Below are 17,583 nucleotides of genomic sequence, written 5' to 3'. Positions count from 1 at the left end.
TCAGTGCGGCGAGCCGGGAGGCCCGGGCGGTCCGAGGACAATCTGGGACATCCAGATCAGGAAGCCGTATCCGCCGACGATGCCGACGGCCACGATCGGCCAGATCAGGACCGCCAAAATGAGAAAGGCCAAGATTTCGGCTCTTCGCGTCGGCTTGTCCGGAGCAGGGTCCGGGCCGCGCACCGTCGCGGTCTCCATAGCCATCTCTTTTCCTTCTCCAAGACGGGCGATCTTGAATCGCGCCATCGCCAGATTAGAGATCGGAAAAAGAGGATAAGGACCCAGGCGCAACTGTCTAGCCCGTCTGTGCGGCGATGGCGCATTTTCTGAGCTGAGTTTGACGTAGCGCAAATTGAGCAGCTCGATCGCTGCCGATTTGCGGGGCTCCGGCAGCCGGTGTTCGGGACGTGGGGATACACGCGGCGACGTCGCCAATCGCGAACGCAGGCAACGCTGGCCGGCTCGCCACGACACCGGCGGTCAAACCGCCTGCAACCATCGCCTTGACAGCTTCGCGCGGTGTTCGACGCGCATTTGCCGGCACCTAACCGGGCTTGGCGCCATTCTCGGAGCGGCTTTTCACATCGAGCTTGATGTAGCGCAAACACCGGTCGTGGTGTGTCGGTTACCTGAGGCTACGGGCGGCGTTCCAGACAGACTGAGACGATCCGCACGCCCCCTCAACATTGGGCGTCGTGAATGCGGCGGCCGCTTCCCTCGCGCAGCTATGAAATTCGACCCTCAAGCTCTCAAACGGGCGCCGATGTTTGCAGCGCTATCCGATAGAGAGCGGTACGACATCCTGTCGGCGGCCTCGTTGCGCCACTTGGCAAGGGACGAACGCGCGTTTTCCGAGGGCGCTCCGGCCAATGATTTCTTCTTGTCCCTGTCAGGCCACGTAAAACTCTCGCGAGCGAGCTGGCACCGTGGCTCGATCATTTTGAGAATTGTCCACCCTGGCGAACCTTTCGGACTGGCCCGCGGGGCACAGGGTAAGCAATACGGCGCGTCAGCAATTGCGCTTCGTGACTGCACGCTCGCCGTCTGGCCAATCGAAATCTGGTCCGGATTCATCAAAGATATGCCGAGTTTGGCAACCGGATTGATTCAGGTCATTGAGCATCGCTTAGCTGTCAGTCAGGATCAGCTCGTAGAGATTGCCACCCTTGATGTCCCGCGCCGCATCGCTCATGGCGTTCTGCGATTGATCGACCAAGTCGGCCAGCAAGAAGATAATGGGGTCAAGATCGATTTTCCCATTACCAGGCGGGATATTGCGGAGCTCACAGGCACGACTTTGCACAGTGCATCTCGGGTTCTCACACAATGGGAGCGACTGGGAATCATCGGTGGGGGGAGACGAACCCTGGTCGTCCGAAACGTCCCTGCTTTGGTTAGCCTGGCAACCCCCAGAGTAGGGCAGCCGGGAAGTCCGATGAACGGCTGAGCGGCGCCAGCACGCCTCAACGAGGGCACTTCATTTCGAGATCTGGCGCTTCATGGCAGATGCAATCCGAGGCGGCACCGGGCGTGCTCCAAGACAGGCCGTTTGGGCTCTCTTCTGCGAACTAAGTGCAACTCTGCCCGGTACATTTGTATGCCGCGGTTAAGATCTGCACACGCTGCAGGCCCCAACGGCGTTATATGCCGCGCTATTTGATGCAGAGCAACGAACTTTGCTTTGTCTGGGAGAAGATACAGCTCCACTTTGCGAGCAGAAAAATGAGCCACAAGAGTCTGACTAAGTTCACTTTCCAACTGAAATGCTATTGGCTTGAGCTAAATAGCGACGTCGCTGAGCCGCGCCACGACATAGTAGAGCCATGGAGAGCAATCTGGTTGCGCGCCAGCGGCGCCCTGAGTTTTCTATCGCTTGATCTCTCAATGTAAATCACCTTATCATATCCACTATCAAATATTTTTTGGTAGAATTTCACTTACAGTGTATAAATTTTTATACAAAAACTTATAATTAACAATTTATACCAAGAATTTATTTGCCTCTATTTAAGATGACAGGCTGCCTTCGATAAAAAATTTTCAGGACTCCGGCACTGCGGGTGGCGACTGCGTTCCGTCAACATTGATGGCCAGTGCGGTGCCCCCTGCGACATGCGAACTTGGTTTGAATGATCACGCCTAACCCCGCGCAGTGAGGCGGAGCCCTGACCTGTTTGCCTAAGCGCAAAGAAGTCTCCTGGCAGCCCCGCTACCACCTGCTTGCGCCCCTTGCACGTGGGGCGCGTTTGGTCGGCCCCACCGGCCTCGTCCCCGGAAATGCACGCAAGGGAAGGTGAACCCATGGCCGAACGTCTAACGAAGGCGGGAGCCCGAAATGTCTTCTACGGCGGATCGATCTTCTTCTTCGCCATCTTCGTGGGGCTGACTGCCCACAGCCACTGGTTCATGCGGACGAAATCCACCGACGAATCGACGCTCACGCCCGCTGTCGCTCGCGGCAAGCATGTCTGGGAGCGCAATTCCTGCATCAACTGCCACACCCTGCTCGGCGAGGGCGCCTATTTTGCGCCCGAGCTCGGCAATGTCTGGAAGCGCTACGGCGGTGACAAGAATGCTGCCGGGGCGCGCGAGAGCCTCAAGGCCTGGATGGCGGCCCAGCCGACCGGAATCGAAGGTCGGCGCCAGATGCCGCAGTTCAACCTGACCGATCAGGAACTCAACGATCTCGCCGATTTCCTCGAATGGACGAGCCGAATCAAGACCCAGAACTGGCCGCCCAACGAGGCCGGCTGAGACGTCGCGACAGGAGAGAGCCATGCCAGGCTACAATACGACGAGATACAAGACCCAGAACGTCGCGATGCTCTATTTCTACGGAGCGCTCGCCCTGTTCATCGCGCAGATCACCTTCGGGGTTTTAGCCGGACTGATCTATGTCCTACCCAACACGCTTTCGGTCATCCTGCCCTTCAACATCGTGCGCATGATCCACACCAATGCGCTGGTGGTGTGGCTGCTGCTAGGCTTCATGGGGGCGACCTACTACTTGCTGCCGGAGGAGGCACAGACCGAGCTCTACAGTCCCAGGATCGCCGTCATTCAGTTCTGGCTGTTCTTCGTGGCGGCGGCCGTCGCGGTGGTCGGCTATCTCTTCCGTATCCACGAAGGGCGCGAATTCCTTGAGCAACCCTTCATAATCAAGGTCGGCATCGTCGTCGTCGCGCTGATCTTCCTGTTCAATATCACAATGACCTCGCTGAAGGGCCGCAAGACGACGGTCACCAACATCCTGCTTTTCGGCCTATGGGGGCTGGCGGTCTTCTTCCTGTTCGCCTTCTACAACCCGGCCAACCTCGCGCTGGACAAGATGTACTGGTGGTACGTCATCCATCTTTGGGTCGAGGGCGTCTGGGAGCTGATCATGGCCTCGGTGCTGGCCTTCCTGATGATCAAGCTCAACGGCGTCGACCGCGAGGTGGTCGAGAAGTGGCTTTACGTCATCGTCGGGCTCGCCCTGTTCTCCGGCATCCTCGGCACCGGTCATCACTTCTACTGGATCGGCGCGCCCGGATACTGGCAATGGATCGGCTCACTGTTCTCCACGCTGGAAGTCGCGCCCTTTTTCACCATGATCCTGTTCACCGTCCACATGACCTGGAAGGCAGGCCGTAACCACCCCAACCGCGCCGCCCTGCTTTGGTCGGTCGGCTGCTCGGTCATGGCCTTCATCGGTGCGGGAATCTGGGGTTTCCTCAACACGCTCTCCTTCGTCAACTATTATACCCACGGCACACAGTTGACCGCCGCCCATGGCCATCTCGCCTTCTTCGGGGCCTATGTCATGTTGAACTTGGCGGTAATGGCCTACGCCATTCCCGAACTGAAAAATCGGGCGCCGTACAACCAGTGGCTCTCGATTTTGAGTTTCTGGCTGATGGTACCGGCGATGATGGTGATGACATTCGCGCTGACGTTCGCCGGCGTAGTGCAGACTCATCTCCAGCGCGTGCTCGGCCAGTCCTTCATGGAGGTCCAGGACCAGCTTGCGCTGTTCTACTGGATCCGGCTCGGCTCCGGCGTGGTGGTGGTGATCTCGGCGCTGATGTTCGTCTGGGCCGTGCTAATTCCCGGCCGCGAGCGTACCGCAGAACCGCTCGCACTCGCCCATCCGGCGGAATGACGCCCTGCCCGCCGGCTCCGGCCGGCGGGCGTCGCCCCCTCCTCCGAAGGTTTCCCTGATGAACATGATCCCGCGCCTGCCCGTCGCGCCGCCTGTGGCCGATGCGCTCGACATTCCCGCCTACACCGCCTCCGGCAATGAGCGCTTCCTGTTCGAGAAGGCCTGGGAGCGGCGCCTGCCGCTGCTGCTCAAGGGGCCGACCGGCTCCGGCAAGACGCGCTTCGTCGCGCATATGGCGGCGCAGCTTGGCCTGCCGCTCTTCACCGTCGCCTGCCATGACGACCTCTCGGCCGCCGACCTGACCGGCCGCCACCTGCTCAAGGGCGGCGAGACCGTCTGGGTCGACGGGCCGCTGACGCGCGCCGTGCGCGAGGGCGGGCTGTGCTATCTCGACGAGATCGTCGAGGCTCGCAAGGACGTCGCGGTCGTATTGCATCCCTTGACCGACGATCGGCGCATCCTGCCGCTGGAGCGCACCGGCGAGCTGCTCGCCGCACCCGCCACCTTCATGATCGCGGTCTCCTACAATCCCGGCTACCAGAACCTGCTCAAGAACCTGAAGCCTTCGACCCGCCAGCGCTTCGTCTCGATCAGCTTCGACTTCCTGCCGCGGGAGCAGGAGATCGCCGTCGTCGCGCAGGAAAGCGGGCTCGACGAAGGCGCCGTCGCGCCGTTGGTCGACCTCGCCCGGCGACTGCGCACGCTGAAGGGGCAGGATATCGAGGAAGGCGTCTCGACCCGCCTCATCGTCTATGCCGCGAGCCTGATCGCCGCCGGGCTGCCGCGCTCCGAAGCGGTGACCGCCGCCATCATCGAGCCGCTGACCGATGAGCCGGAGGTCAAGGCCGGGCTCGTCGAGGTTGCGCGAGCGGTTCTCGTCTAGGAGGCGCGCAATGCTGGACTTCCTTGAGCTGGAAGAGACGGTCGGGCGGTTCTGGCACAGGCTGGTCGGTGACACTGCGAGCCTGCCGCATCACCCGCAAGCTGCGGTGACACTGGCAAGCATGGCACCGACGCTCGCCGTCTGCTTCCGCGGCTTCGGCGGCGAGCCCGGTGTCAAGATCGTGCCGGCCCGCGAGCGCGCCGCCAACCACCGGCTGAATCTGCGCCAGCGCGTGGGCCTTGGCGAGGAGCGGCTGGCACAGGCGCTGCGCACGCCTGACAGCCTGCACCTGCCCGCGCAGATCGCGCTATTCCCCCAGCCCCGGCTGAACCGCGACCTCTATATATGGCTCGCCGCCTGCATGGCCGCTATGCCGTCCCGACCGGTTGCGGAGAACGACCCTCTACAGCGTGATCTCGCGCGGATCGCGGCTGCGCAGCGGCTGGTCTCGCGGGTGCTCGCCACCTTTCCCGGCCTCGCCCCAATCTATCGCCGCCTGGCCGAGGCCTTGCTCACAAGCCGCCGCCGCGAAGGGCTGCCCGCAACCGAGGCCAGAGTCGAAGCGCTGATCTGCACGCTGCTGGGCGGAGAAGCCCCGGCCATCACTGCAGAAGACTGGCTCGCCAAGGCTCCGCCCGGCTATCTGCCGGCCCTTGGCGTTCCGCTCTGGCCGCTGGCCAGCGCAGCCGCGCCCGCCCGCCCGCGCCGACGCGACGGGGACCAGCCACCTCCGCCGGCCTCGGCCAAGACCGAGGAGCAGATGAAGGCCTATGCCGCCAGCCGCGACGAGACCGCGGAGGAATGGCGGGAGCGCAGCCCCTTCATTTTGAACCGCTTCGAGAAGATCTTGGCGATGTCGGAGATGGTAGCAGTCGACCGCCCCTCCGACGACAGTGAGGAGCACGATCCGGAAGCCGCCGACGAGCTTGACGACATGGTACTAAGCGAGCGCAAGGGTCGCCCGTCCTCGCGCTTCCGCTTCGACCTAGATCTGCCACCGGAAGCGATCGACGACGCTGCGCTCGCCGGCGCCTTGACCTATCCGGAATGGGATTTCCGCAGCGCGAGCTATCGCGAGGACCACTGCCGCGTCCTAGCCGCCACCGCCCATCAGGAAAGCGAAGCTCCGGTGCAGGACGCTGCGACGCGCGCGCTGGTGCGTCAAGTCCGCCGCCAGTTCGAGGCGCTGCGTCCCCTGCGCGAGCCGCAGCGCGGCCAGATCGACGGCCCCGACCTCGATCTCGACGCGGTGGTGCGCCGGCAGGCCGATCTCGCCGCCGGCGGCCCCGGCAGCGACCGCATCCACCGCGCGAGCCGCCCGCAGGCGCACGACCTCGCGGTGACGACGCTAATGGACGTCTCGCTCTCGACCGATTCTTGGTTCGACGATCTGCGCGTGCTCGATGTCGAGAAGCAGGCGTTGACCGTCTTCGCCCATGGGCTGGCCGCCTGCGGCGACCGCCACGAGATCTTGACCTTCACCTCGCGCCGGCGCGACTGGGTTCGGATCGAGACGGTGAAGCGCTTCGACGAAGCGATGGGGCCGGCCGTGGAGGCGCGCATCGCAGCGCTGAAGCCCGGCTACTACACCCGCATCGGCACCGCGATCCGCCATGCCGCGGCCGGACTTAAGGCGAGGCCCGACCGCCGCAAGCTCCTGCTCGTGTTGACCGACGGCAAGCCCAACGACATTGATCACTACGAGGGCCGCTTCGCCATGGAGGACACGCACATGGCGGTGATCGAGGCGCGCCGCGCCGGCATTTGCGTCTTCGCCGTAACGGTCGATCGCGAGTCGCGCGCCTATATCCCGCATCTCTTCGGCCGCAACGGCCATGCAATCATCTCGAAGCTGGAGCGGCTGCCGGCAGCGCTGCCGGCGATCTATCGTGCACTGGCTGCCTGAGGAGCCCAGCATGACCGACGCCCAGATGGGGCTTGTCGTCGCCACACCCGCCATCATCGTGATGGCGGCGATCCTCTACCGCATGGGTGTGTTGCAGAAGGGCGGGCTCGCCACCGCGGTGCTCGCCTCGCTGGTCATCGCGGTCATCCTCTTCCTCGAACAATGAGCAGCAGCCGCATTATTTGAGCCTCGACAAACTGTCGCGGGCGGAGCCCGACTAAGGTGCAAGGATGCCCTCTCGCAGTCGGGGCGCAACCGGAGCCGCAAGCCAATGACCACCCTGCCTCTCGAACCGCTGGACGTGCGCACCATCCCGCCGGTCGTGCGCCACGCTACGATCTTCGGAATCCTGGAGCGCCTGCCGCCGGGCGAGGCTTTCAGCATCGTCAACGACCACGATCCCGCCCCCCTGCGGCGCCAGATGGAGGCGCGTTATCCCGGCGCCTATTCCTGGAGCTATATCGTGCAGGGGCCGCAGATCTGGCAGGTCGAGATCGGACGTCTTGAAGTGGGCACCGAGGCCAATGCCGCCGATTGCGGCGGCCATGATGATGGCCACTCTTGCACCTGCGGTCACTGAAGCCTTTCGGTTCGGGAGACTTGCGGCCATGCCGATGGCATCGCTGTCCCGCTGGACAATGAGCTATTTCGCGGCGGCGCTAACTTTCCTGCTCGCCGCCGAGGCTCTTTCCATCACCGGCGTCGGCTACCCCGCCGCCGGCCTGACGGAACCGGCGACGCTCGTCGTCGTCCATATCGTGGCGATCGGCTGGCTCAGCCTCGCCATGGCAGGGGCGCTACTGCAGTTCGTGCCTGTCCTGGTCTCCCGCCCGCTCGCCTTCCCACAATTCGCCATGCCGGCGCTGGTAGCGCTCATAACCGGATTGCTGGTGCTCTGCGCCGGCTTCGCGGTGCTTGCCGGCTGGATTGAAGCCCCCCTTGAGTTGCTGCCGTTCGCTGCCGGGTGCCTCGTCGCAGGCTTCAGCCTTCTTATCGTCATGCTGGCGGCGACGCTGCTGAGCGCGCGCCCTGTCGGGCTGTTCGCCGGCTTCGTTCTAATCGGCCTCTCTTGCCTCGCGATGACAGCGTTCAGCGGATCGGCGTTCGCGTCGATCCTCTCAGGTCGCGGCCACTGGCTCGGCGCGATGGCGCTGCTGCCCGACGGCCTGCCATTCCACGCATTGCTCGGATTCGGTGGTTGGCTCGGCCTTATCGCCTTTGGAGTAAGCTACCGGCTCTTCGTCATGTTCATGATGGCGCCGGAGCTGCCAGTAAGCCGCATCCGCCCTGTCATGCTGCTCGCTGCCGTCGGCCTTAGCCTAGCCTGCGCCGGCCTAATTGCTCCCCTCGCTGGCTGGGAGAGCGCTAGCGGGCTCGCCACTACGGCCCTCAGCATGCTGGCAATCGCGAGCGCCCTCTACGGTCGTGATATCCTAACCCTCTATCGCCTCCGCCGCCGCAAGACGGTAGAGATCAATATGATCGCCAGTATCCCGGCCTTCGTCGCCTTGGGAATCGGCATCGCTCTGCTGCCGATTGCTGTTGCCGCAGATGCCGGCGAGGCGACGATTGCGGCACTGACATTTCTTCTCACGTTCGGTTGGCTCGGCGGCCTGACGCTCTCCCAGCTCGTGAAGATCGTCTCCTTCATAACCTGGCTCGAGGTCTATGCACCGCGGCTGGGGCGCGGCCCGGTGCCACGGGTGGGGGAACTTCTCGCCATGCCGCGTACAGGCTGGTGGTTCGCGCTGTACTATGGAGGAACAGCACTGGGAACAGTCGCACTTGCAGCCGGCATCCCGTCTGGTTTCAGATGGGCCATGCTGCCCTGCCTCATTGGGACTCTGGGGGTTGCCGCGGAGTTCGTGCGTGTGCGCCGCTTGTCCGAGATCAAGATGACCGATCGGCCTCCGGCGCCTGAGCGCCCATGGCTGCTGCTAGCACGGTCCGATGAAAGGAACCCCCCTCATGTCGACCACCGAAACATTGCCAGCCCACGAGCTTGACGTCCGACCGATGCTGCGGGCCGGCAAGGAACCGTTCCAGGCAATCATGGACGCGGTCAGCGCCCTCGCGCCCGGCCAGTCGCTGCGCCTGATCGCCCCGTTCCGGCCGGTGCCGCTGTTCTCGGTCATGGCCAATCGCGGCTTCGCCGCGAGCGACCGCCCGCTCGACGGTGGGGACTGGGAGGTCACCTTCGCGCCCACCGAGCCCATCGCCAACGCGGATGAAAACCTTGCGCTCGGCAGTAGCCCATCGGCCACGTCCTGGGGCATCCCCATCGAGGAGCTCGACCTCGTGGATCTCGAACCGCCCGAGCCAATGGTCCGCATCCTGGAAGCGCTCGAAGACCTGAAGCCTGGCGACGTGCTGTTCGCGCTGCTCGCCCGCGAACCGGTCTTTCTCTTCCCCGAGCTGGCCAAGCGCCAGCACGAATGGGCAGGCAATTTCGATGCTTCGGGCACGACCTATCGGCTGCTGGTGCGCCATGGTGGTGGAGGTGCCCACTAATGAGCGCTCATCTCGAACGCCTCGTCGAGATCGCGCTGCGCGACGTGCTCGACCCCGAGATCGGCCGTAGCGTCGTCGATCTCGGCCTGATCTATGCGATCGAAGCAGCACCGGACGGCGCCGTCGCGATCACCATGACGACGACCACGCGCGGCTGCCCGCTCGCCGGCTTCCTGAAGGAAGCCGTGGCCATCGCAGCCGGGGCCGTCGAGGGTGTCACCTCCGTCGTGGTAACGCTGACCTACGAGCCGGCGTGGGAACCGGTGATGATCGCAGCGGAATGATGGTTCTTCGCGGGATCGTCAGAAATATTGTGCTGCAACAAAGAGCGGTTTCGCCAGGCTCCTAAAGTCTTCACGACCGGTTGATCTCCGGTCGTTTGGCAAGGAGACAAGCCATGGGCGAAGAGCTCAATCTGACCCGCCGCAGCATTCTGGCGGGAGCGGCGGCCACCGGGGCATTCGTCCAGGCGGTTTCTACGCCCGGGCAGGCGCAGAGCGTGATGACCAAGGCGACGGCGACCGACGTGGCCAAACTGCCGCGCGTCAAGCCGAAGCTGGTCGATCCCCCCTTCGTGCATGCGCATGAGCAGATCGCGACCGGCGGGCCGAAGCTCGTCGAATTCGAGATGACGATCCACGAGAAGAAGATCGTCATAGATGACGCCGGCACCGAGACCTTCGCCTTCACCTTCAACGGCACGGTACCCGGCCCGCTGATGGTTGTGCACGAGGGCGACTATGTCGAGCTCACCCTGATCAATGCCGAAACCAACGAGCTGATGCACAATATCGACTTCCATTCAGCGACCGGTGCACTCGGCGGCGGAGCGCTGACCGAGGTCGGTCCGGGCGAGCGTACCGTGCTGCGCTGGAAGGCAACCAGGCCAGGCGTGTTCGTCTATCACTGCGCCCCTCCCGGCATGGTGCCCTGGCACGTCACCGCCGGCATGAACGGCGCCATCATGGTGCTGCCGCGCGACGGCCTGAAAGACCATCAGGGCAAGTCGCTGAAATACGACAAGGTCTATTATGTCGGCGAGCAGGACTTCTACGTGCCGCGCGACGAGACCGGCAAGTTCAAGCGCTATGCCAGCGTCGGCGAGTCGCATGACGACGTGGTCAAGGCGATGCGAACGTTGACCCCGAGCCATGTCGTCTTCAACGGCAAGGTCGGCGGCCTGACCGGCAAGAACGCCCTCACCGCCAAGGTCGGCGAGACCGTGCTGATCGTGCACTCGCAGGCCAACCGCGACACGCGCCCGCATCTGATCGGCGGCCATGGCGACTATGTCTGGGCCACGGGCAAGTTCCGCAACCCGCCCGAGCGCGACCTCGAGACCTGGTTCATCCCCGGCGGCTGCGCGGGCGCAGCGCTCTACACCTTCCTGCAGCCGGGCATCTACGCCTATGTCAACCACAACCTGATCGAGGCCTTCGAACTCGGCGCAGCCGGGCACTTCAAGGTCGAGGGCGAGTGGAACGACGACCTGATGAAGCAGATCCGTGCTCCCGCCGGCATCTGACTTCCGGGTCTCCCCGCACCTCAGCGGGGAGACCTCCCTTTTTTCCGACGGGATCGCTCCCATGGCGACGACGCTGCGCCCCTCCCTGCCGAGCCTTGCGACTGCGCTCGGCCTTGTGTTCATGGTCGGCGCGGCCGCCCTGCTGCTCGCCGGCCCAGGTCACAGGGTGGCCTCCACCCTCCCCCTGCCGCAGACAGCGGTCATCCCCCCGGCTACGCTGCTGCACCGCCTCGACGGCGAGTACAGCCGGGCCAACCGACCAGTCGATCCGCCGCGTGTCACGGTCCGGATCGAGCGGCCGATCGAGATCATGCGCTATCAGGTGACGGTCGCCGACTATGTGCGCTGCGTCGCCGCCGGCGCCTGCAAGCATCTCGACAACCCGCCGGGGCGCGGTGACCTGCCCGTGACCGGGGTCAGCTACAGCGACGCCACCGACTATGCCGGCTGGCTGTCGCGCGCAACCGGCACGCGCTGGCGGTTGCCGAAAGACCTCGAATGGGTACACGCGGCGGGCTCGCGTTTCGTCGACGACGCGCGCGGTCTCGACGGGAGCGAAACCAACCCGGCGCTGCGCTGGCTCGCCGACTACGAGCGCGAGGCCAACCGCAAGGCGTCGAGCGATCCTGCCCCGCGACCAGTTGGCAGCTTCGGCGCCAACGAGCACGGCGTTCACGACATCGCCGGCAATGTCTGGGAATGGACGCAGACCTGCCTGCGCCGCGTCTCGCTCGATGCGGCCGGCCGCACGCTCGGCGAGACCAGCAATTGCGGCGTCTACATCGTCGAGGGCCAGCACCGCGCGCCGATGACCTTCTTCATGCGTAACCCAAAGGCCGGCGGCTGCTCCGTCGCGACCCCGCCCGACAATCTCGGCGTCCGCTTGGTCAGGGACCCTGACTGGCGCGAGCGGCTGCCGGCGAGCTTGCGCCGGCTCCTGCCAGCATGAACATCGCGATCCGCATCAGCGCCCCCGACACCGCGCAGTCGGCGTCAGAAGGTGGCATGGAGCTCCTGTTCTGGATCCTGGTCTGGAGCGAACTCATTGTTTTCGGCGCGCTGCTCGGCGCCTTCATGCTGCTCGCTGCGCTCGATCCATCGGCAATAACCGCCCTGCATGGGGAACTCGACCTGCCGCTCGCTGGCGTCGCCACCGCGACGCTGCTCACCAGCGGCTGCTTCGCAGCACAGGCCACCTTCGGGCACAAGCCGCGGCGCAATCTCGTCCTCGCAGCGCTGGGCGGCTTCGCCTTCTGCGGGCTCAAGGTCGCCGCCTTCAGCCATGAGCTTCCGGTGCTGGCGGCGACAGAAGGGCGGCTCGCCGAGCTCTACATGCTCATCGTCGGCTTCCACTTCGCGCATGTGCTGTTCGTCGCGGGCCTGCTGCTGCTCGTCGCCTGGCGGCCGGCACCTCGCCACGTCGCCACGGTCGCGACCGTCTGGCACCTGATCGACCTGGTCTGGCTCCTGATCCTTCCCGTCATCTATCTGGGCTGAGATGCAACGCTCCCTCGCTCTTCCGCTTCCCGCCGTCCTGCTCGTCCTGATGCTCGCGACGGGAGCGAGCTTGCTTGCGGCGGCGATGCTACCAGCCGGCCCGCGCGGGGCCGCAATCGCGCTACTGAGTCTCGTCAAGGCGGCGCTGGTGGTGCTAGGCTTCATGCGCCTGCATCGGGAGAACTCCGCCCTAGCCGCGGCGCTGATCAGCTATGCTGCGCTCCTGTGCCTGCTGGCCGGGCTCCGGATCGCTCTTACCGGGTGATCGTGACGCACTTGAACCGCAGGCGCGATTGCGGTCTTATCCGGCATCATCCGCCGTGACCGATGGCGCGGTGCCGCCAGCGCCCAAATCCGCCGTAAGGAAAGACAGTCACGTGGCTATCGATCGCAGCGTGCTACGCAGCATCCCGCTGTTCTCGGAGATGAGCGACGCACAGCTCGACCGCATGACGGCGCAGGCGAGTGCGCGGCGGATTCCCCAAGGCGAAGCTGTGTTCGAGCAAGGCGATCCCGCCAAGGCCTTCTACTTGCTCTTGCATGGCCGGCTGAAAGTGACCCAGGTCACGCGCGACGGCCAGCAGATCATCGTACGCGTCGTCCATCCCGGCGACTTGTTCGGTTTCACGCGCGCGCTCGGCCGCAGCGACTATCCTGGCACCGCGACAGCGGCAGTCGACAGCCTGGTCGCGGCATGGCCCACTGAATCCTGGGATGGGTTCGTCGAGGGCAATCCGCATCTGGCGATGAACGCTATCCGCACGATCGGCCAGCGCCTCGACGAAGCCCATACCCGCATCCGCGAGATGTCGACGGAAGAGGTCGAGCGGCGCGTGGCCCATGCCGTGCTTCGCCTGATCGAGCAGGCCGGCAAGCGCGACGAAGGCGGATTGCGCGTCGACTTTCCGATATCCCGGCGCGACATCGCCGAAATGACGGGTACGACACTGCATACAGTCTCGCGCATTCTCAGCGCCTGGGAGACCCAAGGTCTGGTTGAGGGCGGGCGCCAGAAACTCGTGGTGCGCGACCGGGCCGGCCTGAGCCGGCTAGCTGAGAACACTGAGTAGCGCTACCGCGAGGTCGCTGCTTCAGGACGGCTTGTGAAACTCCACGAAGAAGCGAACAGAACCGCAAGGCTCGACCTCGTGCAGCATCTCTGGAAAGATCAGCGGATGAACGCCGGCCGACAAGGCCCACTGTTCGCCGCTCGCCAGATCACGAAATTTCAGCGTGCCCGCGAGCACATGTAGCTTCGCCCACACGCTATGCTTAGTGGCATGGGCCTTGAGCAGGCCGGGCGGGATTGTCGCCTCGGTAAAGTCGGGTGTGCGCCGATAAGGCGTCAAGCCCTCAGGCCAGGGCTGTCGAGGCATCGTCCGGCACCCAGTTGTAGAGATGGATCAGCTTGGGATCGTCGGCATGCTCGATAAGCATTCGGCGGACTCGGTCCTGCCAGAGCGCGGCGAAGCTGTTTAACCCCACAGCATCGGCCTCACCGGATACGGCCCCGGGCATCACCGCTGCCATTTCGGCCGCATGTGGTACGGCACCGGTATCGATGTCGACCACTACACCGGTACCGGAGTCGCGGCGGCGCAGCGCCATGACGCCGTCGACATCTGCGCCGAAGTGCAACAAGCCCCGCCGAGCGAAACGCCGCGCCGGGCCGATCCCCTGGAAGCCGCCCGCCGCGGCCGCTCCGGTGAGAAGCGTCACGATCGATGCTACGACGCCGGTGGTGCCCTCGTCGCACTCAGCGCGCATGAACACCTCGATGCCACCTCGCTCCGGCAAGGCCTCATCGTAGAGATAAGACAGGCCGTTGACGACCATGAGATAGGCACCGGCTACTGCCGGGCAGGAATGCCCGGCGAGCCGGACCGCGTCCTCATAGCCGTATTCCAGGGCCCCGTCCTCGCTGGCGCCGAGAAAGGCAGCCAGCGGATCGCGGACCTTAAGGCGCGGGGCCTCTGCGAAGAAGGAAGGAAAATTCATTAGCTTCCTCGATTCCAGCCCGAGATTTCGGGCAAACCATGATCACACGATCATAGCCGAACCAATCACCCGCCCTGCTTGCCCTTTCACAAGCAACGGAGCAGCTTCCCGCGGCCCACCTGAACTCAGGCGGCTGGCCGACCGACGCCGAAGCGCCCGGGATCGGCCGCGAGATCGCAGAGCGAATACCGGTCGAGCTCGGCTAGGAACGCCGCCATCGCCTCCGATTGGATGGCGCGCCAGCGATCGAGGCTCATCAGCGAGCGCCCCTCCGCCTCGCCAAAGCACTCCATCACCGCGAAGGCGGGCTCGGTCGCTCGGATCAGCGCTCCGATTGAGATATTCCCCGCCGGCCGCGCCAGCGCCAGGCCGCCCGAGCGGCCGCGCACCCCTTTCAGGAAATCCTGACGGACCAGCAGATTCGCAACCTTCATCAGATGCGTGCGCGAGATGTCATAGGAGGTCGCCGCTTCCTCGACGGTGACCAGCCGATCCGGATGAGCGGCGGCGAAGATCAGGAGCCGCAGCGCGTATTCGCTGAACTGGGTCAATCGCATCGCAAAACTCGCACGGGTGCTTCCGTCACCGACTCTCAGAGCTCAACCCTAGCGCGGGATTGCGGCGCAACCTACCCGGTGGCTCGCAAGAATTCATATTAGAATAATTCAAATTCATACATGGAATAGAGCGCAGAGCTAGCAGAATTCCTCCAAATTGATCTGAAACAACATGTCGCATGGCGAAGAATACTATTTACAGCCGGCAGAGCTTACCCGTATAAAAGTGGTATCTGAAATTCTCATTTAGATTCTCTCTCATGAAATTCCAGCGTACGCCCTCCGCCCGGCCTTCCCCGGATGCGCCCGAACGGGCTTCCCGCGCGCTCTGCCGCCACGGGCGCCTGCTGCTCGCCACGCTTCTGACAATGGTTTCGGCGCAGGCCTGCCTTGCCCAGTCGGCCTCTCCGGGCTCGGCGATCGTTCTCGACACGATCGTGGTCGAAGGCACTTCCGCAGGCGTGCCCGCCTTTGTCCGAGAGCGCTTCTTCGCCACGGCCGGCGGTGCGACGCTGTTGACCGCGGACGATATTCCCCAGAGCGGCAACCCGACGCTGGCGCAGGCATTGCGGGACGCTCCAGGCGTCGTCGTCCAGGAGTTCTTCGGCGGCAACGACCAGCCGCGCATCCAGATCCGCGGCTCAGGCCTCCAGCAGAATCCGGTGGAGCGCGGCATCCTCGTGCTGCGCGACGGACTGCCGCTCAACCGCGCAGACGGTTCTTACGTCGTCGGGCTTGCCAACCCGCTGCAGGCGCAATCGATCGAAGTCTACCGCGGCCCGACCGCACACCGCCTCGGCGCCACCGTGCTGGGCGGCGCCCTCAACTTCGTCTCGCCGACGGGCAACAGCGCACCCGGCACGCAAGTCCAAATTTCGGGCGGCAGCTTCGGCCAGCTCAATCTCTCCGCGCAGACCGGTTTTCGCCGCGACGGCGTCGATGCGCTGATCCAAGGCGATTTCAGCCGCCGCGACGGCTACCGCGTCTACAACGAGTCCCAACGCGCCAGCGTCAGCGCCAATGTCGGCATCGCCCTGACCGAGACCATCAAGACCCGCTTCTTCGTCGGCTACACCGATCTCGGCTTCGACGTCGCCGGCCCGCTGACGAAGCAGGGCCTGCGCACCGATCCGAAACAGGTGCATGGCGGACCGCGCGTCGTCGCCGGCGTCGCCGTCGACCCCGGCCCCAATGTCCTGCGCGACCGGCCGCGGCGCGAGACGCGGCAATTCTTCATCGGCAACCGCACCACCGCCGAGTTCGGGCCGCATCTCGTCGATCTCGGCCTCGGCTATACCTATACCGACGACATGTTCCGCTTCCCGATCTCCTCGGGCGTGCGGGTCACGAAGGGCGGCGATTTCACCGCGGTCGCCCGCTACGCCTACAAGCCGGACCAGGCCGCCCCACTGCCGCTGTTCGAGACCACGGCGCAATATGTTATCGGCTCGGCCAGGCGCGAGAACTACCTCAACCAGGGCGGCGCGAAGGGCACGCTCTTCGGCGAGAGCGATCTCGATGCGAGCACGCTCTCGCTCTATGCCGGCGCCAATATCCCGATCTGGCAGAGCGTGACGCTGTCGCCGGCGATCTCCTACGCCCATGCGACGCGCGACAACACCGATACCTTTTCGGCCGCGCGGCGCCCGACCAATGCCTATAACCCGGCCTCGCCCTACGCGCTGCTGCCGAACGGGTCGGTCCCGAGGCTGGATTCGAGCTACAAGCGCTCCTATGACGGCTGGAGCCCGAGCCTCGGCCTGAGCTGGCGGCCGAACCCGGACCAGATCGTTTTCGCCGCGCTGTCGCGCTCTTTCGAGCCGCCGACCCATGACGACCTTCTGGCGACGATCAACGGCACGCCCAACAGCAGCCCCGGCCGTCCCAATCCCGGCGCGCCAATGGCGGCTTCCGCGGCGTTCTCGACGCCTTCCCTGAAAGCGCAGACCGGAACCACGCTCGAAGGCGGCTGGCGCGGCCGGCACGGCGATGTCTCCTGGGACGGGGTCGTCTACTATTCCTGGATCGACAAGGAGCTGCTCAGCCTGCGCGACGCCACCGGTGCCTCGCTCGGCGCCGTCAATGCCGACAAGACAACGCATTTCGGCGTCGAGCTCGGCCTCGGCGCCAGGCTCCTCGACCGGCTGACCGGGCGCCTCGCCTATACCTACCAGGATTTCCGCTTCGACAACGATCCGACGCGCGGCAACAACCGCATCGCCGGAGCGCCGCGCCATCTCATCAACGCCACGCTGCAATTCCAGGCGACGCAGGCATGGATGCTGCAGGCTGCCTTGCGCTGGAATCCGGAGAAGACCCCGGTCGACAATATGAACACGCTCTATGCGGCGCCCTATGCTCTGGTCGACCTGCGCACCGAATACCGCATCAACGACCACTTCACCGTCTTCGGCGAGGTCAGCAACGTCTTCGACAAGACCTATGCCGCCTCGACGTTGATCGTCGACCAGGCCCGAGTCGATCAGGCGGCTTTCCTGCCGGGCACCGGCCGCGCCTTCTATGCCGGGCTCAAGGCCCGCTTCTGACGCCGGATGATGGCTCGCG

The 17,583-nt window shown here is 64.6% G+C and carries 20 protein-coding genes; 16 read left to right on the top strand and 4 right to left on the bottom strand.

Annotation, left to right across the window (positions count from 1 at the left end; translation table 11 throughout):
- Nucleotides 1-198, bottom strand: coding sequence for a periplasmic nitrate reductase, NapE protein (gene napE, locus GV161_RS15025; RefSeq protein ID WP_152017474.1), 198 nt, complete (start codon nucleotides 196-198; stop codon nucleotides 1-3).
- A gap of 529 nt (nucleotides 199-727) precedes the next feature.
- On the opposite strand from napE, the gene GV161_RS15020 reads away from it, so the two are divergent.
- The 15 genes from GV161_RS15020 to GV161_RS14955 all read left to right on the top strand — a co-directional run bounded on the left by GV161_RS15020 (nucleotide 728) and on the right by GV161_RS14955 (nucleotide 13,533).
- Nucleotides 728-1,447: a Crp/Fnr family transcriptional regulator gene (locus GV161_RS15020; RefSeq protein WP_152016455.1), complete on the top strand. Its 720-nt coding sequence runs from the start codon at nucleotides 728-730 to the stop codon at nucleotides 1,445-1,447.
- 854 nt (nucleotides 1,448-2,301) lie between these two features.
- Entirely contained in the window at nucleotides 2,302-2,754 is a 453-nt protein-coding gene (locus GV161_RS15015; protein WP_152016454.1) for a cytochrome c, read from the top strand.
- Between the two features lie 22 nt (nucleotides 2,755-2,776).
- Nucleotides 2,777-4,141 carry a cbb3-type cytochrome c oxidase subunit I gene (locus GV161_RS15010; protein WP_152016453.1) on the top strand — a complete coding sequence of 455 codons (1,365 nt, stop codon included), beginning with the start codon at nucleotides 2,777-2,779 and terminating at the stop codon, nucleotides 4,139-4,141.
- Between the two features lie 58 nt (nucleotides 4,142-4,199).
- The gene (locus GV161_RS15005) at nucleotides 4,200-5,024 is read left to right on the top strand and encodes an AAA family ATPase (protein WP_152016452.1); all 825 of its coding nucleotides are present in this window, start codon (nucleotides 4,200-4,202) and stop codon (nucleotides 5,022-5,024) included.
- A gap of 10 nt (nucleotides 5,025-5,034) precedes the next feature.
- Nucleotides 5,035-6,930 carry a VWA domain-containing protein gene (locus GV161_RS15000; RefSeq protein ID WP_152016451.1) on the top strand — a complete coding sequence of 632 codons (1,896 nt, stop codon included), beginning with the start codon at nucleotides 5,035-5,037 and terminating at the stop codon, nucleotides 6,928-6,930.
- Between the two features lie 10 nt (nucleotides 6,931-6,940).
- A complete protein-coding gene (locus tag GV161_RS30925; RefSeq protein ID WP_193219580.1) occupies nucleotides 6,941-7,096 on the top strand; it encodes a hypothetical protein in 156 nt (51 codons plus the stop codon).
- 105 nt (nucleotides 7,097-7,201) lie between these two features.
- Nucleotides 7,202-7,510 (top strand): DUF2249 domain-containing protein, encoded by a 309-nt coding sequence (locus GV161_RS14995; protein ID WP_152016450.1) that lies wholly within the window; start codon nucleotides 7,202-7,204, stop codon nucleotides 7,508-7,510.
- Nucleotides 7,511-7,538: 28 nt separating this feature from the next.
- On the top strand, nucleotides 7,539-8,936 hold the full coding sequence (locus tag GV161_RS14990) for a hypothetical protein (RefSeq protein ID WP_152016449.1): 1,398 nt from the start codon (nucleotides 7,539-7,541) through the stop codon (nucleotides 8,934-8,936).
- Nucleotides 8,899-9,441, top strand: a complete 543-nt coding sequence (locus tag GV161_RS14985) for a DUF2249 domain-containing protein (RefSeq protein WP_152016448.1) — start codon at nucleotides 8,899-8,901, stop codon at nucleotides 9,439-9,441. The genes GV161_RS14990 and GV161_RS14985 overlap by 38 nt, the downstream gene beginning before the upstream one ends.
- Nucleotides 9,441-9,725, top strand: coding sequence for an iron-sulfur cluster assembly protein (locus GV161_RS14980; RefSeq protein ID WP_152016447.1), 285 nt, complete (start codon nucleotides 9,441-9,443; stop codon nucleotides 9,723-9,725). Before GV161_RS14985 ends, GV161_RS14980 begins: the two co-directional genes overlap by 1 nt.
- Before the next feature lie 113 nt (nucleotides 9,726-9,838).
- Nucleotides 9,839-10,966, top strand: coding sequence for a copper-containing nitrite reductase (nirK, locus tag GV161_RS14975; RefSeq protein WP_152016446.1), 1,128 nt, complete (start codon nucleotides 9,839-9,841; stop codon nucleotides 10,964-10,966).
- Between the two features lie 61 nt (nucleotides 10,967-11,027).
- Nucleotides 11,028-11,915 (top strand): SUMF1/EgtB/PvdO family nonheme iron enzyme, encoded by an 888-nt coding sequence (locus tag GV161_RS14970; RefSeq protein WP_244624223.1) that lies wholly within the window; start codon nucleotides 11,028-11,030, stop codon nucleotides 11,913-11,915.
- Nucleotides 11,912-12,463, top strand: coding sequence for a cytochrome c oxidase subunit 3 family protein (locus GV161_RS14965; protein ID WP_244624222.1), 552 nt, complete (start codon nucleotides 11,912-11,914; stop codon nucleotides 12,461-12,463). Before GV161_RS14970 ends, GV161_RS14965 begins: the two co-directional genes overlap by 4 nt.
- A gap of 1 nt (nucleotide 12,464) precedes the next feature.
- Nucleotides 12,465-12,728, top strand: coding sequence for a cytochrome C oxidase subunit IV family protein (locus tag GV161_RS14960; protein ID WP_152016445.1), 264 nt, complete (start codon nucleotides 12,465-12,467; stop codon nucleotides 12,726-12,728).
- A gap of 112 nt (nucleotides 12,729-12,840) precedes the next feature.
- Nucleotides 12,841-13,533, top strand: coding sequence for a Crp/Fnr family transcriptional regulator (locus GV161_RS14955; protein ID WP_244624289.1), 693 nt, complete (start codon nucleotides 12,841-12,843; stop codon nucleotides 13,531-13,533).
- Between the two features lie 21 nt (nucleotides 13,534-13,554).
- Here GV161_RS14955 and GV161_RS14950 read toward each other — a convergent pair whose 3' ends face one another.
- The 3 genes from GV161_RS14950 to GV161_RS14940 form a co-directional block, all read right to left on the bottom strand.
- On the bottom strand, nucleotides 13,555-13,812 hold the full coding sequence (locus tag GV161_RS14950; protein WP_201303032.1) for a DUF1971 domain-containing protein: 258 nt from the start codon (nucleotides 13,810-13,812) through the stop codon (nucleotides 13,555-13,557).
- Between the two features lie 4 nt (nucleotides 13,813-13,816).
- Nucleotides 13,817-14,461 (bottom strand): hypothetical protein, encoded by a 645-nt coding sequence (locus tag GV161_RS14945; protein WP_152016443.1) that lies wholly within the window; start codon nucleotides 14,459-14,461, stop codon nucleotides 13,817-13,819.
- Nucleotides 14,462-14,586: 125 nt separating this feature from the next.
- On the bottom strand, nucleotides 14,587-15,018 hold the full coding sequence (locus tag GV161_RS14940; RefSeq protein WP_152016442.1) for an Rrf2 family transcriptional regulator: 432 nt from the start codon (nucleotides 15,016-15,018) through the stop codon (nucleotides 14,587-14,589).
- A 368-nt stretch (nucleotides 15,019-15,386) separates the two neighbouring features.
- On the opposite strand from GV161_RS14940, the gene GV161_RS14935 reads away from it, so the two are divergent.
- On the top strand, nucleotides 15,387-17,564 hold the full coding sequence (locus GV161_RS14935) for a TonB-dependent receptor (protein ID WP_244624288.1): 2,178 nt from the start codon (nucleotides 15,387-15,389) through the stop codon (nucleotides 17,562-17,564).
- The last annotated feature ends 19 nt before the right edge of the window (nucleotides 17,565-17,583 follow it).

Source organism: Bosea sp. 29B, assembly GCF_902506165.1.
Classification (GTDB): Bacteria; Pseudomonadota; Alphaproteobacteria; order Rhizobiales; family Beijerinckiaceae; genus Allobosea.
The sequence above is the reverse complement of the archived record's forward strand: the minus strand, read 5'-3'. Positions and strand labels throughout refer to the sequence as shown.